Annotated in this window: 13 protein-coding genes; 9 read left to right on the top strand and 4 right to left on the bottom strand. The window is 63.4% G+C overall.

All coding sequences use genetic code 11. The features are described from left to right. Nucleotides 1–10: 10 nt before the first annotated feature. Nucleotides 11–1507 carry a lipopolysaccharide biosynthesis protein gene (locus MESS4_RS00550; RefSeq protein WP_006325253.1) on the bottom strand — a complete coding sequence of 499 codons (1497 nt, stop codon included), beginning with the start codon at nucleotides 1505–1507 and terminating at the stop codon, nucleotides 11–13. A 164-nt stretch (nucleotides 1508–1671) separates the two neighbouring features. On the opposite strand from MESS4_RS00550, the gene MESS4_RS00545 reads away from it, so the two are divergent. The 6 genes from MESS4_RS00545 to MESS4_RS00520 all read left to right on the top strand — a co-directional run bounded on the left by MESS4_RS00545 (nucleotide 1672) and on the right by MESS4_RS00520 (nucleotide 9311). Beyond that, nucleotides 1672–2844, top strand: coding sequence for a glycosyltransferase (locus MESS4_RS00545; RefSeq protein WP_006325252.1), 1173 nt, complete (start codon nucleotides 1672–1674; stop codon nucleotides 2842–2844). A gap of 25 nt (nucleotides 2845–2869) precedes the next feature. Continuing rightward, nucleotides 2870–3865, top strand: coding sequence for a glycosyltransferase family 2 protein (locus tag MESS4_RS00540; RefSeq protein ID WP_036240340.1), 996 nt, complete (start codon nucleotides 2870–2872; stop codon nucleotides 3863–3865). Further along, nucleotides 3865–4815 (top strand): glycosyltransferase family 2 protein, encoded by a 951-nt coding sequence (locus tag MESS4_RS00535; protein WP_006325250.1) that lies wholly within the window; start codon nucleotides 3865–3867, stop codon nucleotides 4813–4815. Before MESS4_RS00540 ends, MESS4_RS00535 begins: the two co-directional genes overlap by 1 nt. Further along, nucleotides 4805–5773: a glycosyltransferase family 2 protein gene (locus MESS4_RS00530; protein ID WP_006325249.1), complete on the top strand. Its 969-nt coding sequence runs from the start codon at nucleotides 4805–4807 to the stop codon at nucleotides 5771–5773. Before MESS4_RS00535 ends, MESS4_RS00530 begins: the two co-directional genes overlap by 11 nt. Nucleotides 5774–5831: 58 nt before the next feature. Beyond that, nucleotides 5832–6728: a UTP--glucose-1-phosphate uridylyltransferase gene (locus tag MESS4_RS00525; RefSeq protein ID WP_006325248.1), complete on the top strand. Its 897-nt coding sequence runs from the start codon at nucleotides 5832–5834 to the stop codon at nucleotides 6726–6728. A gap of 153 nt (nucleotides 6729–6881) precedes the next feature. Continuing rightward, nucleotides 6882–9311, top strand: a complete 2430-nt coding sequence (locus MESS4_RS00520; RefSeq protein ID WP_006325247.1) for a GNVR domain-containing protein — start codon at nucleotides 6882–6884, stop codon at nucleotides 9309–9311. Between the two features lie 61 nt (nucleotides 9312–9372). On the opposite strand, the gene MESS4_RS00515 is transcribed toward MESS4_RS00520, so the two are convergent. Both MESS4_RS00515 and MESS4_RS00510 read right to left on the bottom strand, forming a co-directional pair. Continuing rightward, the gene (locus tag MESS4_RS00515; protein WP_006325246.1) at nucleotides 9373–10455 is read right to left on the bottom strand and encodes an acyltransferase; all 1083 of its coding nucleotides are present in this window, start codon (nucleotides 10453–10455) and stop codon (nucleotides 9373–9375) included. Nucleotides 10456–10589: 134 nt separating this feature from the next. After that, nucleotides 10590–12497, bottom strand: a complete 1908-nt coding sequence (locus MESS4_RS00510; RefSeq protein WP_006325245.1) for a propionyl-CoA synthetase — start codon at nucleotides 12495–12497, stop codon at nucleotides 10590–10592. Between the two features lie 548 nt (nucleotides 12498–13045). On the opposite strand from MESS4_RS00510, the gene MESS4_RS00505 reads away from it, so the two are divergent. From MESS4_RS00505 to MESS4_RS00495, 3 genes are read left to right on the top strand one after another with little or no spacing between them, the layout of a single operon-like run. Beyond that, nucleotides 13046–13333, top strand: coding sequence for a PqqD family protein (locus MESS4_RS00505; protein WP_006325244.1), 288 nt, complete (start codon nucleotides 13046–13048; stop codon nucleotides 13331–13333). Then, the gene (locus MESS4_RS00500) at nucleotides 13333–13767 is read left to right on the top strand and encodes a lasso peptide biosynthesis B2 protein (RefSeq protein WP_006325243.1); all 435 of its coding nucleotides are present in this window, start codon (nucleotides 13333–13335) and stop codon (nucleotides 13765–13767) included. The genes MESS4_RS00505 and MESS4_RS00500 overlap by 1 nt, the downstream gene beginning before the upstream one ends. Then, nucleotides 13764–14753, top strand: a complete 990-nt coding sequence (locus MESS4_RS00495; protein ID WP_006325241.1) for a hypothetical protein — start codon at nucleotides 13764–13766, stop codon at nucleotides 14751–14753. Before MESS4_RS00500 ends, MESS4_RS00495 begins: the two co-directional genes overlap by 4 nt. Before the next feature lie 93 nt (nucleotides 14754–14846). Here MESS4_RS00495 and MESS4_RS00490 read toward each other — a convergent pair whose 3' ends face one another. Next, nucleotides 14847–15866 carry a nucleotidyltransferase family protein gene (locus tag MESS4_RS00490; RefSeq protein WP_006325239.1) on the bottom strand — a complete coding sequence of 340 codons (1020 nt, stop codon included), beginning with the start codon at nucleotides 15864–15866 and terminating at the stop codon, nucleotides 14847–14849. Between the last annotated feature and the right edge of the window lie 28 nt (nucleotides 15867–15894).

The raw sequence follows: 15894 nt of genomic DNA, 5'->3' as shown, positions 1-15894 counted from the left end.
TCCGCGCATGTTACTTCGCCTCGCTTGGTGCTGCCGCGGGCACGCGAGCCGGCAACAGCTTCAAGGCCTCCCGCAACGCCTCGCGGCCGGAAGCGAAGGCCAGCGCGACAACGATGGTGATTGCGTAGGACAGCAGCGCCGCGCTGGCCATGGCGATGACGTGCTGCTGCGGCAGCAGCGGCTTGGCGAGCCAGATGGCGGCAAGCGCCAGATGCGCGCCAAGCACGAAGGGCGTTGCCGCGCGCAGCACATGGCTTGCCCTGAGCGGCCCGGTCTTGCCGATATACAGCCACAGGAAGGGTGTTCTCAGATACTCGCTGGCCGCATAGGCGATCGCCACGCCGAGTGCGCCATAGGGCAGGCCTATGATGAAGGCCAGCACCGACGTCAACGCTGTAATGATGCCCCAGCGCATGAAATCGCCCGAGCGGCCCTGGCTGACGAAAAGCCATCCGGCCGGATTGTTGAGCGGCTGCAGCAGTCCGGCAAAACCGAGCGCAAGAAAGATGCTCGAGCTCTGCCGCCACTGCTCGCCAAGCACGAAGGGGATGAGCACGTCGGACATGGCAGTGGCGAAGGCGACGCCGGGAAGCGCCACCAGCAAGATCAGCGGCATGACGCGAAGATAGGCGCTGCGGTAGCGGTCCGGCTCGTCCTTCAGTCTGGAAAGAGCGGGCACCATCACCTTCGACAGCGGATTGGTGATCTGGCTCAACGGGAACAGAAGCAGCTTGTAGGCGCGGTCATAAAGCCCGAGCTGCGCTTCGCCCCAGTATTTTCCGATCAGCACATTGTCGAGGTTGCGGGCGAAGAAGTTGGCGAAATTGAACCCGGTGATGCCGGCGCCGAAATTGATCAGCTCGCCGATGCCGTCGACCTTGCGCGGCAGGCTGGGACGCCAGCGCGAGCTTGCCCAGAAGCAAAGCGTCGGCAGCACCGCTCCTGTCAGCGTGCCGGCAAAAAGCGCCCAGTAGGAACGGTCGATGAACGTCCAGGCGATCGAGACGGCAAGGCCGGCGACGGCGCTCGCGACGTCGATGACGGCCAGGCGAACGAATTGCATGCGGCGCGTCAACAGCGCCAGATGCTGGGCGCCAAGGCCATAGGCGATGATCTGCAGCCCCAACGCGGCGACCAGGCCTGCCACCCGCGGTTCGTCGTAGAAAGCGGCAACCAGGGGTGCAGCACCCGCAAGCACGCAGGCGAGCAGCGTGCTGACCGCGACATTGATCCAGAAGAGGTAGTTGACCTCCTCATGCCTGATTGCGCTTTTCTGGATCGTGGCCTGGGTCAGGCCGAAATCCTGGAACAGCGCGATGAAGGCAAGCACCGGCGCGCACATCGCCACGACGCCGAAGTCCTGTGGCGACAAAAGGCGCGACAAGACGATGACGGAGACGATCTGCGTCGCGACCCGCACTGATTGTGCCAAGGCCGTGACAATGGCGCCACGTCCGACCGATCTGCGGAGAGAACCCTCTGGCGGATCGAATGCATTGGCTTGCAAATTCAGGGTCCCTGATCTTGTGCCGGCCCGGTCACCAAACTACGGCAATAATTTTGCAGTGCAACAAAAAACGTGGATTTCTGCTACGCCGCACCAAAAATGTTGCGATGCAGCAAAAGCTGTACTAGCATTCACGCGGGCGGGCCAACAGCGGTCGATTTTTCATGCTGCATGTCTTGTACTTGGTACACGACGTCTCCGACCCGGCGGTGCGCCGGCGTATCATAATGCTCAAGGCAGGCGGCGCCGAGGTTACATTGGCGGGTTTCCGTCGAACCGCGAGCCCGATTGCCGATGTCGAGGGATTGCGGCCGGTCGATCTTGGTGCGACGCGCGACGGTCGATTCGCCCAGCGTCTGGCCGCGGTCGCGAAGGCGGCGGTTTCCATCGGCTCGAAACTTGGTTCGACGTCCAGGCCCGACCTCATCATCGCGCGCAATCTGGAGATGCTGGCGCTTGCCCGGCGTGCCAGGTCGGCTTTCCAGGCATCGGTGCCGATTGTCTACGAGTGCCTCGACATTCATCGCCTGGTGCTGCGCGACGACTTGCTGGGCAAGGCGATGCGCGGCGCGGAACGCTATCTGGCCAGGGATGTCAAACTCCTGGTGACGAGTTCGCCGGCCTTCATCGCCAATTACTTCAAGCCGTTCGGGCAGGTCGCGGCCCCTGTCGAACTGCTCGAGAACAAATATTTCGAGCTTGCCGCGGTGTCGCCGGACGATCGCATGGCGGCGGAGGATCCCGTCGCTCCGCCTTGGCGAATCGGCTGGTTCGGCGCGCTGCGCTGCCGCCGGTCCCTGGAACTTCTGGCCGAGTTTTCCCGCCGGCTCGACGGCCGGTTCGAAATAATCCTCAGGGGTCGTCCGGCATTGACCGAATTCCCGGATTTTCATGCTTTCGTCGAAGCTGAGCCGTGGCTCTCGTTCGGCGGGCCTTACCGGAACCCGGAGGACATGGCGGCGATCTACGGGGAGGTTCATTTTTCCTGGGCCATCGATTTTTTCGAGCAGGGGCTGAATTCTGAATGGCTGCTGCCCAACCGCCTCTATGAGGGTTGCCGCTTCGGCGCCGTGCCGATCTCGATGGCCAACACCGAAACCGGGCGCTTCCTCGACCGGCAGGGCATCGGCGTTCTTTTGCCTCAGGCCACGCCCGAGGCGCTAGAAGCCGCCCTGGGCGATATGGACGAGCATCGTTTCGCGACGTTGCGGGCGCGTGTCCTTGCCCGCAACCCGCGAACCTGGAGCCATGATCGCGGCGATTGCCGGGCGCTGGTCGAGAAACTTCGCGGCTTGGCCTCGGTGCCCGATCCATATCCCGCCGAGGCGCTGGCATAGCATGGCTGGGGATGGACACGGGTCGATGACGCAAACCGAAATGCTTCCCTCTAGCCTGATCGTGATTCCGTGCCTGAACGAAGCGGCCCATATCGGCGCGCTGCTTCATCAGCTTCGACCGGCGGCCGAGAGGCTCGGCGCCAGGATCGTCGTCGCCGACGGCGGCAGCACCGACGGCACGAGGGCCGTCGTCGAGGAGATCGCCGGCAAGGATCCGCGCATCATTCTGCTCCACAATGAAAAGCGCCTGCAGAGCGCGGCGATCAATCTCGCCGTCGCTCGTTACGGCGGAGGCACTGGGTATCTCATCCGCATCGATGCGCATGGCGGCTATCCCCCGGACTATTGCGACCGGCTGGTCGAGGAGGCGCAGGCCACCGGCGCGGATTCGGTGGTGGTCTCGATGCTGACCAGCGGCAGCGGCACCGTGCAGAAAGCGGCCGCGGCGGCACAGAATTCCAAGCTCGGCACGGGCGGCTCCAAGCACCGGCATCTCTCGGTCGGAGAGTGGGTCGATCACGGTCACCATGCGCTGATGCGGATATCGGCCTTCACCGCGGTGGGCGGCTATGACGAGACGTTCAGCCACAACGAGGATGCCGAGCTCGACTATCGGCTTCGCCAGGCCGGCTACCGGATCTGGATCAGCGGCAAGACCCAGATGGTCTACTATCCGCGCTCGTCGCTGAAGGGCCTCTATTTCCAGTATCTCGGCTATGGCCGCGGCCGGGCAAGGAACGTTCTCAAGCACCGCATGATACCAAAAGTCCGGCAGATGGTGCCGCTGCTGGTGTTTCCGGTGGTCCTGCTCGCGGCTTTCTCGTTCGTCAGCTGGCTGGCCGCCGTGCCGCTGCTGCTGTGGGCGTCGGTCTGCCTCGGCTATGGTGTGTGGACCGCCATCAGCCAGCGCAATCCCGATATTGCGCTGGCCGGGATCTCGGCGATGGTCATGCATTTCGGCTGGTCTGTCGGCTTCTGGCTGCAACTGCTTGGACCTCGATCGCAGCGCGGAGTGGCGTGATGACCAAGGCCGGCAAGAACCGCGGCATCGACATCTGCGTCTGCACGTTTCGGCGGCCGGAGCTTGCCGACACGCTTCGCTCCCTGGCTGCCATGGACATGCCTTCGGGGTTCGATATCAGCATCATCGTCGCCGACAATGACGACACGCCGACGGCCGAACCATTGGTGACGAGGCTGGCGGAGGAGCTCAGGCTGCCGATCCGCTACCGGCATGCCCCGGCGCGCAACATCTCGATCGCCCGCAATGCCTGCCTCGACGCCAGCACGTCGGATTTCGTCGCTTTCATCGACGACGACGAAACGGCGTCTTCGCGCTGGCTCGCCGAACTGGTTGGGGAATCGCAAACAAGTGGCGCGGCCGCTGTGCTCGGCCCGGTGCGGGCGCTCTATGCGCCGGACGCGCCCGACTGGATGCGGAAAGGTGATTTCCATTCGACCTTGCCGGTCTGGGTGCGCGGCGAGATCCGCACCGGCTACACCTGCAACGTCCTGCTCAGGATGGGCGCCGACAGCCTCAAGGGCCGACGCTTCAGCCTGGCGCGTGGCCAGACCGGCGGCGAGGACACCGAATTCTTCGACCAGATGGTCAAGGCCGGCGGCCGGATCGCCTTTTCGCCTGAGGCCTGGGTTGACGAAGTCGTGCCACGCTCCAGGGCGGCCTTCGACTGGCTGAGACGTCGCCGCTTTCGTTTCGGACAGACGCACGGTCACCTGCTCGGACACAACGCAGGCGGTGTCCGGCGCGCGAAAGAGATCGGCCTTGCCTCGGCAAAGGCGGTCTATTGTTTCGCATCGGCGATCCCGGTCGCCATCAATCCGGTGCGCAGGAACCGCAGCGTGCTTCGCGGCATCATGCATGTCGGTGTCGTCAGCGGTCTGGTCGGCGTGCGCGAGATCCGCCAATACGGCCTGTCCTCGCCGCAGGAAGGGGGCAAGCGTGCAGCCTGACGTCAGCTTTGTCATTGCCGCCTACAATGCGGAGGCGACCATCGACCGGGCGGTTCGCAGCGCCATCGCCCAGCGCGACGTCTCCGTCGAGGTCATCGTCGTCGACGACAAGTCGCGCGACCGGACGCTCGACCTGGCGAATGCCTGGCCGCAGGATGTCGTCCGCGTCGTCGCCCTGGCGCAGAACCGAGGTCCCGGCGGCGCCAGGAATGCCGGCCTCGAACTTGCCCGTGGCCGATGGGTCGCGGTGCTCGATTCCGATGATGCGGTCTATCCCGGGCGGATCTGCGCCATGATCGCGCGCGCGGAGAAAGCCGGCGCCGAGATCGCCGTCGACAATCTCCAGGTCGTTCGCGAGGACGGCGTCGCCGAAGAGACGATGTTCCCGGTCGACTATCTCGAAAGCTTGAGTGAAATCTCGCTGGCGGATTACATCGCCGGCAATGTGGTCTTCGAATCCAGGTTCAACCTCGGCTATCTCAAGCCGATCTTCCAGCGCCGGTTCCTGGACGAAAACGGGCTTCGTTATGATGAGGGCCTGATCATCGGCGAGGACTACATCCTGCTGGCCAATGCGCTGGCCAAGGGCGGCAAATGCGTGGTCGAGCCGACGACCGGCTATGTCTACCATATCCGCACCGGCTCCATTTCCCGCGTGCTCGAACTTCATCACGTCGAGGCGATGCGCAAGGCCGATATCGTCTTCGCCAGAACGCATTCGATGGACGCAAAGGCCGAGGCCGCCTTCGCAAGGCGCACGCGCAGCCTGCGCAAGGCGGCGTCGTTCCTGTCGCTGGTCCAGCACATCAAGGCGCGGTCCCCGCTCAAGGCGATATGGACGGCGCTCAGCGATCCGGCGGCGGTCAGGCATATGGGCATGCCGATCGCCGTCCGGCTACGAAGGGTTGCGGCGCAATTTGCCGCGGGTGCGGGGGAGGTGAAGGGTGCAGGCAGGTGAAAACGGTTTTCATGGGCCTGCGATAGGTTGAATTCGATCTCCTCAGAAGGAACTTGCGATGAAGAAAGTCAGGAAGGCAGTCATACCGGTGGCGGGGCTTGGGACCAGATTCCTGCCGGCGACCAAATCCATGCCGAAGGAAATGCTGCCGGTCGTCGACAGGCCTGTCGTGCAATATGCGGTTGACGAGGCGTTCGAAGCCGGCATCGAGCACATCGTCTTCGTGACCGGTCGCAACAAGGCGGTCATCGAGGACTATTTCGACCTGCATCCCGAACTGATCGGAACCCTGGAGCAAACCGGCAAGAAGGCGCAGCTTCTGTCGCTCGAAAGCCTGCTTCCGGTGGCCGGCGCCACCAGCTTCATCCGCCAGCAGTCGCCGCAAGGTCTCGGCCATGCGGTCTGGTGCGCCCGGGAGGTCATCGGCGACGAGCCTTTCGCCTTGCTGTTGCCGGATATGGTGTCCTTCGGTGGGCGCGGATGCCTCGCCGAAGTCGCCGACCTTTATGCCGAGACCGGCGGAAACGTCATCGCTGTCGAGCGCTGCGACCCGGCAGAGACCAGCAAATATGGCATCGTCGGCTGCGGCGCCGATGTCGGCTCGGGCTTCGAGGTGACCGCCATGGTCGAAAAGCCGGCCTCGGCCAATGCGCCGTCGAATTACTACATCAACGGCCGCTATATCCTGCAGCCTGAGATTTTCTCGCTCCTGGGCAATCAGCAACGCGGCGCCGGCAACGAAATCCAGCTCACCGACGCCATGGTCCGTCTGTCGCAAAGCCAGGCTTTCTTTGCCCAGCCCTTCGACGGCCGCATGTTCGACTGCGGTTCGAAAGAAGGGTTCATCCAGGCCAATATCGCCTTCGCGCTGGCGCGCGATGACATGAAGGAGCCGATCTTCGAGATGCTTCAGGAGTTCGTCCGGTCACATGAGCGCCGGGTCGAAGCCGCATAATGCCCATTTTTTGGGAGCATCAGCGTACGGGTGGCGACGCAAGGACAAGCCGAAGCGTTTGGCCGCCAGGTCTTGCGATATCTGGCATGACGTTTGCATCGCGTATTCGCTGATGCTCCCGATCGCACCTGCAAACTGGGAATTGGACCGAAGATGAATTATGCCAACTTTCCTCTCGACAAGAGGAAGCCATTGCCGAGTTCTGATGCGGCAAGCGCCGAAGATTTCATCGATGTCGAGCGCCTGCTCGCCATGGCGGCAAGGCAGGCGAAGGTGGTCGCGGCCTGCGCCTTCATCGGTCTTTTTCTGGGCGTGCTCTATTTGCAGACCACGCCTCCCACCTATATAGCCACGAGCAGCGTGCTGATCGACGAAGGCTTGAACAAGGTCGTCGACGATATTTCGGCGGCATCAGTCAGCATGCAGACCGACTCGGCCATTCTGAGCCAGCTCGAAATTCTGCAGTCGGCGAGGCTGGCGGCGGTGGTTGTCGACAAGCTGAAGCTCGACAAGAACGACACCTTCATGAACCCTCCGACCTCGGCCGCGGCGAAAGCCGTTGGCTTTGTGCGCGGCCTGATCCGGTATTTCCGTCCCACCCCCGCCTCGGTGGGCACTGTCGACGTCACCAAGCTTGATCCGGCGACGCGTGACGCGATGATCGCTTCGTCAGGCCGCGATTACGCAATCCTCAAACTGCAAAGCGAGGTGCAAGCCGAGCGCAGCGGCCGAAGCTTTGTGATCTCCATCGCTTATCCGGCGAAGGATCCGGCGCTTGCGACCGCGATCACCAAAGCCTATGCCGACGCCTATCTCGCGGATCAGCTCGACGCGAGCTTCGACGCGACCGAGCGCGCGGCGGTCTGGCTGCAAGGCCGGCTTACGGAGCTTCGCGAGAGTTCGCAGGCGGCGGCGCTCGCCGTCGAGAAGTTCAGGGCCGAACACGGATTGTCCGTCAATGACGGCCAGTTGATCAGCGACAAGCAACTGTCCGACCTCAACGGTCAACTCATCGTCGCGCAGGCCGATACCGCCCGCGCCAGCGCTCGCTACCAGCAATACAAGTCGATCGTCGAAAGCGGCTCGGACAACGCATTCAAGGATGCCGCCATATCGAGCGACCAGCCGAGCAGCTCGGTCATTGCGACGCTCAAGACCCGCTATCTCGCCGTGGCCAAGCGGCAACAGGATGTCGAAGCCAATTTCGGGGCCGAGCATCCCCAGGCGGTCGCCCTTGCCAAGGAGAAGGCCGACATATCGGCGCAGATCTTCGGCGAGTTGAAGCAACTGACCGAAGGCTATCGCAACGAATACGAAGTCGCTCTCGCGCGCGAGACGGCGCTTCGCGCAAACGTCGCGTTAGCGGCCGGCAAGAGTTCCATCGACAATCAGTCGCAGGTCCAGTTGCGTGAACTGGACCAGAAGGCAACGGCGCTGTCGACGCTCTATCAGACGTTCCTCGGCCGCTATGAGGAAGCCTCCCAGCAGCAGTCCTTCCCGGTCGGCAAGATCCGCGTCATCTCGGACGCGACGATGCCGCAGTCGGCGGCAACCCCGCGCACGTCCATCGTGCTGGGCTTGTCGCTTGTGCTTGGCATGATGCTGGGAGCCGGCGTGGGTGGCCTGAATGAATTCAGGGAGCGGTTCTTCAGGACCGGCGAGGACGTTCGCGATCGCGTCGGCCTCAAATTCCTCGGCTACCTGCCGATCATCGGCAGCAAGGCCGGCAAGGACGACAAGCGCGACGACGGGCAGGCCGACGCCAAAACCGCCAAATCGCAAACGGCCAAATCCCAAACTGGCAAATCCCAAACCGCGAAATCATTGTCGGCCGCCGAAAAACGCGCGCGCATGCGGGTGACCGTCGACGCGCCTGCGTCGATGTTCTCCGAAACGCTGCGCAGCGCCAAGATCGCCTTCGACGTCGTCATGGAAGGGCAGGGCAGCCGGGTCATTGGCGTGATTTCGCTCCTGCCCGGTGAAGGCAAGTCGACAGTCGCCGCGAATCTGGCAGGATTGCTTGCGGCCAACGGATCGAGGACGCTGCTGGTCGACGGCGATCTGCGCAATCCCGGCCTCAGCCGCAGCCTTGGCATGGAGGCCGAGCAGGGGCTGATGGAAGCAGTGGTCAGCGGGCAGACCTGGCAGTCCGTCGGCAAGATCGATCGGCAGACGAAGCTGGCGATCGTCCCGGCGGTCTTGCGTGGTCATTTTTCGCATACGAGCGAGCTGCTGTCGTCGGCCGGAATGCGGCGTTTCATCGACAACGCCAAGGAGACCTTCGAATACATTGTCGTCGATCTGCCGCCACTCGGCCCCGTGGTCGACGCCAAGGCCTTTGCTCCACTTGCCGACGGCTTCGTGCTCGTCACCGAGTGGGGGCGCACGCCGCGTGCCATGGTGCAGTCCATGCTGAGCTCGGAACCCTATATCGCCAACAAGATCGTCGGCGTCGTCCTCAACAAGGTCGATTTGAAGAAGCTCGCAAAATATGGGTCGATGGGCGGATCGGAAAAATTCTTCGACAAATATTCGACCTACTATCTGGAAAAGTCGGAAGCGCGGACAAAGGCAAACGCCTAAGGCTGGTACATTTGAGGCGCCGCCTGCTCGCCCCCCGCAGTCGGCTAAGCAAGCCGGCGCGTTACGCGGCCTTGAGACGGTAGCGGAAAATGGTGTGGTCGAGCAGAAGCCGGATTCGCGGTTCTGCCTCGATCGCGACCAGCCAGCTCGCCGCGATCATGGTTGCTCCTACGACCATCATTGACAGCAGGTATGGCACCCCGGCGCGCACCATGGCGCCGAGAAGGGCCGCGCCGACCACATTGTGGATCAGGTAGAGGGGGTAGGTCATCAAGCCGATCCGGCGCCAGCCGCTCCAGGAGAGATCAAGTCGCAACGACCACGCCATGAGCGCCATGGCGGCGAGAAACAGGACGATCGGCGGCGCGTAGGGCATCGCGGCTTCGACCTTGACGCTTCGGACGTCGACCGCGCTGATGATCTGCAGCACGCCGCCGGCCAGGAACAGGGCGCAGAAGACAAGGCGGGCGGGCGTCACGGCCTTGAAACGCATCAGCCAGAACAGCACGCCTGTCGCAAAGAAGGATCCGTGATGCACCAGGAGCAGGTCGAGCCAGCGCGTCTCGGCAAGGTTCGACCAGTCGAGTAGATGGTATAGGCACCAGAAAAGCGTGCTGATCGCGCCGAGCGCGATCGCCACCGTTTCCATCAGGTCGAAGCGGCCAAGCCGCAGCAGGATCCAGACGACGGCATAAAAGGCGATCTCGATGCCGAGCGTCCAATAGACGCTGTCGACCCAGGGGTTGAAGGGAACGAACAAGGCGGTGCGCACGAGCCTGATGACCGCATCCGTCGGCCAACTGAGATCGACGAACAGCAGCACCATCGCGGTGATAGGCGCGCAGATCCACACAGCCGGCGCCAATCGTTTCACCCTCGCCTCGAAAAACCGCAGCGGCGTCGAATTCTCGGCGCTGAAGGCGATGACGAAGCCGCTGATGACGAAGAATATCTGGACGCCAACCCATCCGAATTGGACCAGCGCCCCTATTTCCGGATGGGGAGGAACGCCGCCTGTCGCGCGCGCCGAAACGCCCTCGGGGAACGCCCACACCCAGAAGCCGTAGTGGTAGAACATCACCATGACGGCGGCGAGAAAACGCAGGATGTCGACGCCGCCGAATGTGGTTTTTTGCTGAGCCATGCCGTGCCTTCGCAATGGCCCCCCACGCAAAGTTTAGGGTCTGTTGCTGCATTGCACAACAGACGATTGCAATGCGGGATGAATTCGTGAATTCGTCCGACGCCGCGATCCCGCTTGCCACGCTCCGAAGGCAACTAAAGCCCGATGCCACGCCCTCTGAGCGCCGCTGTGATCTCGTCGAGGATGACGGGATCATCGATCGTCGCCGGCATCGCCCATTCTTCCTTGTCGGCGATCTTCTGCATGGTGCCGCGCAGGATCTTGCCGGAACGCGTCTTGGGCAGGCGCTTGATCGTCACCACCGTCTTGAAGGCGGCGACCGGACCGATCCGCTCGCGCACCAGGGCGACCACTTCGTTCTCGATGGCGCCAGTGTCGCGCGTGACGCCCGCATTCAAGACGACGAAGCCGAGCGGAACCTGGCCCTTCATCTGATCGGCGATGCCGATGACGGCGCATTCGGCAACGTCGGGATGCGCTGAAAGCACCTCCTCCATCGCGCCGGTCGACAGCCGGTGGCCGGCGACATTGATGATGTCGTCGGTCCGCGCCATGACATAGAGGTAGCCGTCTTCGTCCATCATGCCGGCATCCGCTGTCTTGTAGAAGCCTGGGAATTCGTCGAGATAGGCTTGCTGGAAGCGGTCGTCGGCGTTCCACAGCGTCGGCAGGCAGCCCGCGGGCAAAGGCAGCTTGACCACGACATTGCCCAGAGTGCCGCGCGGCACCTCGTGGCCGGCATCGTCGAGCACGCGGATGTCGTAGCCCGGCATCGGCACGCCGGGCGAGCCGTATTTCACCGGCAGCAGACCCAGCCCGGCCGGATTGATCGTCATCGGCGAGCCGGTCTCGGTCTGCCACCAATGGTCGATCACCGGCACGTTGAGTTTCTGCTCCGCCCATTTGATGGTTTCCGGGTCGGCCCGCTCGCCGGCAAGGAACAGCGTGCGGAATTTCGACAGGTCGTATTTCGGCACGAATTCGCCCTTGGGGTCTTGCCCCTTGATGGCGCGGAAAGCGGTCGGCGCGGTGAACAGCGCGACGACGCCATGCTCCGATATCACCCGCCAGTAGGTGCCGGCGTCGGGCGTGCCGACCGGCTTGCCCTCGAACAGGACGGTGGTGCAGCCATGCAGCAGCGGTCCGTAGACGATATAGGAATGGCCGACCACCCAGCCGACATCCGACGCAGCCCAGAACACTTCGCCCGGCTGGATGCCGAACTCGTTCTCCATCGTCCATTTCAAGGCGACCATGTGGCCGCCATTGTCGCGCACGATGCCTTTGGGCTGGCCGGTCGTGCCTGAGGTATAGATGATGTAGAGCGGGTCGGTGGCCAGCACCGGAACGCAGTCGACATTGGCGCCCGCGGCCCGTTCGCGGGCGACGGCGTCGGCATAGTCGATATCGTAATTATCCTGCAGCTCACACCGCAGTTGCTCGCGCTGCAGGATGAGGCAGGCTTCCGGCTTGTGCCTGGACATCTCGATCGCCTTGTCGAGCAGCGGCTTGTAGGCAACGACGCGGCCGGGCTCCAGGCCGCAGGAGGCCGAAATGATCAGCTTCGGCCTGGCGTCATCGATGCGGGTGGCGAGCTCGTGCGAGGCAAAGCCGCCGAAGACCACCGAATGCACCGCGCCGATACGGGCGCAGGCGAGCATGGCGAAAGCCGCTTCCGCCACCATCGGCATGTAGATGATGACGCGATCGCCTTTTTGGATGCCGCGGTTCTTCAGCACCGAGGTCAGCGCGACCACTTCGCGCTTCAGCTCGGCATAGGTGAATTTCCTGACCGTGCCGGTGATGGCGCTGTCGTGGATCAGCGCGATCTGGTCGGCGCGACCGCCAGCGACATGGCGGTCGATGGCGTTGAAGCAGGTGTTGCAGGACGCGCCGCTGAACCAGCGGCCATAGACGCCGGCCTTGGCATCGAACACGCTGTCAAAGGGCGCAAACCAGTCGATGGCCTTGGCCGCATCCGCCCAGAATTTTTCCGGATCGCGTTTCCAGCCATCATAGACCTCGTGATAGCGTGACGCCATCCAGCTTCCTCCCCAGGAACGATTTGCCGGGGATAGCCTATGCGGTTTTTTGCAGCCATGTGCAATTTCGTCTTTCGACGACCGCGCCCTGGCCGCAAACGTGTGGAACCTCCGAGCTGCAGGTCAGCGGCTGCCACCCTGATCGGTCGCTCCTGGTCGCGCGCCGCGTTTTAGAATGGCAGCGCCGCGAGCATGAGTCCGACCCCGCCGGCGATCAATATGGCTGCCGCCAGCGCCTTGCGATGACGTTCGAAGCCCGTCGGCGCCCGATCCCAGTTATAACGCATCAGCTGTCTCCCCAAAACCGCCAGCTTCTTACCTTACCCAGGGTAAGAAGCGCAGCACTGTGCCTAGAATCCCTTTGTCGGCTTGACAATGCCGAAGCGCGACTTGTCATGAGGCTGTCACCGATTATTTCTGGGGGAGTCACATCGGCGCAACTGTCGGAACCTGACGCCATTGCCCTCCTGGGCACCGCCATACGATGGACAGCGTGGCGTTGTCGCGCTATTTGCTCTCCCGCAATCCTGCATGGTCTGGAGCGGCCCATGGTCGAAATTGCCTCTGAAATGGTTCTGCGGCTGGCGGACGATGCCTCGATCCAGCATGTCGGCGATGGCGCAGTCGTGCTGTTGGCGCGCAGCGGTCAGCTCTACACTTGCAACGACACAACCGAAGCCTTTCTCGACAAGGTGGATGGCGCGCGCAGCCTCGACCAGATCGTCGGTCTGCTTTCCCAGGAGTTCGAGGTCGACAAGGATACGCTCGACCAGGACATGGCGGCGCTGGCCGAGGAGCTGGTGGCGGAAGGCATCCTCGCCGCCCCGGCTGCGTGATGGCTGACGGACCTCTTCTGCGTGCGCTGTTTCGAGCCAACCTATGGGCAAGCGCGCGGCTGATGCCGGTGCTGATCGGCCAGTGCGATTTCGAAGCCGTGCTGAAATGGGCGCCGCTTCAGTCATCGACCCCGTATCGTGGCTTGCCGTCGTCCTACATCGTCGCAGCGGTCAATCGCACGGTCAGGCACCCCTGGCTGATGCGCGATCGCCGATGCCTGCGGGAAGGCCTGCTCGCCCATCGCTTCCTTCGGCTTGCCGGCTTCGATCCCGATCTGCGCTTCGGCGTTGATCCCAAATCGATGCAGGCGCCGAGCCTGGCGGCGCATTGCTGGGTCTGCCTCGATGGCAGGCCGGTGGTCAGCGACAGCCTACCGGGCATGGTCGAAATCTATCGTCATCACGCCGAGGCCGGAAAGGCGCGCGCCGCTTGACCGGACCTTTGGCTCAGGGGCGCTATGCCCTCAACGGGCAGGTCGTCGGCGTATCGGCCGAAAGCCCTGATGTCTGGCGGGATTTCGACAGGATGCTCACCAGCCTGCGCACGACGGCACCGGTCGAGCCGGACTTTCTGATCCGCATCGTCGAGACGCAATCCTTGGCCGAAGCGCCAAACGGGTCTCTCGCCTTCGATGGCGAGGTGCCGGAGGACGGCCACTGCCGAATGATCGACGATGGCGACCTCATCCATCTGATTTTCCCCGGCCGCCAGACGGTGGCGATCCATGTCGGCGAAGGCTGGGCCGAAATCCGCGTCCGCCCGGACACGAGGATCACCTGGACCGCCTGGATGCTGCTGCTCGATGCCGCGCTTGATGCTGGTGGCCAGCACATGCTGCACACCGCCGGCCTGACCTTGCCGGGCGGCAATGCCGTCGTCCTGATCCATGCTCCGAGCGGCACCGGCAAGACCACGACGTCGCTGGCGCTGGCCTCGCAAGGCTTCGGCCTCTGCTCGGACGATGCCATGATCCTGAACGTTGCTTCAGGCAAGGCCACCGCCTGGGGCCTGCCGCGTCATGTGAAGATCCATCGCAAGACCGCCGAGATGGTTCCGCTCGTCGCGCCATGCCTCGGTCCTTCATGGGATCGCAATGGCGAGCAGGCCGTTGGGCTCGAACAGCTGAGCGAGATCATGCGCGTCGAGAATTCCGGCATCAGACCGGTGGCGGCACTTCTCCACCTCGCGCGGTCGACCGATGGCCAGAGCAGGCTCCTGGCCATGGCCAGAACGGATGCGATGGCCGCGCTTGCCGCGGACAATGTCAGAACCGGCATGACCGGCCTGCTGCCGCTGCAAAAGCACCGGCTGGCGACGATCGCCAGGCTGGTCTCGACCGTCCCGACCTTTGCGCTGGAAGTGGGGTCCAGGCCGGCCGATGCCGCGCCGCTGATCCGCGCCGCCTTGGCGCAGGGTTGAAAGGCGTTTGGACAATCACGCCGTGCCGTCTTCTCAGGCGAAATGCGGCCTTGCCCTGGCAAGCCGCTGGATCCAGACGCCGAAATAGTCTTCTCAGGCGAGGTTCGGCTTTGCCCTGGCAAGCCGCTGAATCCAGCGGAAGGCGTCGCGGCTGAGGCGCGAGCCCATCTTGTTCCTGGAATTGACGTTCAGCAGCGTGCTCCTGGTGATCAGCCGCCTGGCCAGCCGGATGCCGAGATCGGGCTTGACCCGGCCCGCCAGTTCGAGGGCGTGGGCATCGTCGAACAGCCGGCCGGTCACGTTGAGCACCGTTGCCAGTTCGAGCTCGATGCCGGTCATGCGCGCAGCCTCGAGCAGACGCGCTTCCGATTCCGCTGATTGAAGCGCGCGCACGCCCTGCAGCACATCCACGCAAAGCTGCAGGCGGTGGAATTTGTGGCCGCCGGCGGCATGCACGATGGCGATGGTGAGAAGCGCTGCCGGCGTGTCTGTTGCCTCGCCGTCGATCGCGCGCAATTCCCTGAAGCCGAGCGACAGGCGCCGCCGCATGCCGGAATCATGCACCAGATTGCCATGCAGCTCGATCAGCAGGCTCGAATTCTCCTGTTCGAGCCATTTGAACTCCTGCTGCTCCCGTGACCGCGCTTCATCGCCGGCAAGCTTGAAACCGCATCCCGCGATGATCTTGTTGGCGCGGGGCAGATTGGCCGGCTCGACAAGTATGTCGATGTCGGTAAACGGCCTGTCGGCGACATGCCGGTAAAGCTTTCGGGCAAAGACCGGACCCTTGACGATCCGCGCCGGAACGCCGTCGGCGGCGAGGGTCTTCATGATGCGATCGCCGTGATATTGCAGCAACATCGACTGGCCGGTGACGATCGGCGCCTTCTGGCGCAAGCCGGACAATTGCTCCTGCAGCGCCGCATCCCGCGGCAGATGCGCGTCGCCGCGCTCCTGCAGCTTGCGCAGCATGATCGGCAGAACGCCGTGGAACTCGGCATTGGCGAGCAAGGCCGACAGGGTTTTTGCCGCGGGATCGCCGGCCGTCAGCGCCTCGGGATCCGCATAGTTCAGCAGCAGTTTTTCATCGGCGGGCGTCAGCGGTGGCAGCATCGAACAGGCAACATTTGTGCTGAAAAGG

The sequence above is a fragment of the Mesorhizobium sp. STM 4661 genome, assembly GCF_000359125.1.
Lineage (GTDB): Bacteria > Pseudomonadota > Alphaproteobacteria > Rhizobiales > Rhizobiaceae > Mesorhizobium.
Note: the sequence above shows the minus strand (reverse complement) of the source record. Positions and strands in the feature narration are given on the sequence as shown.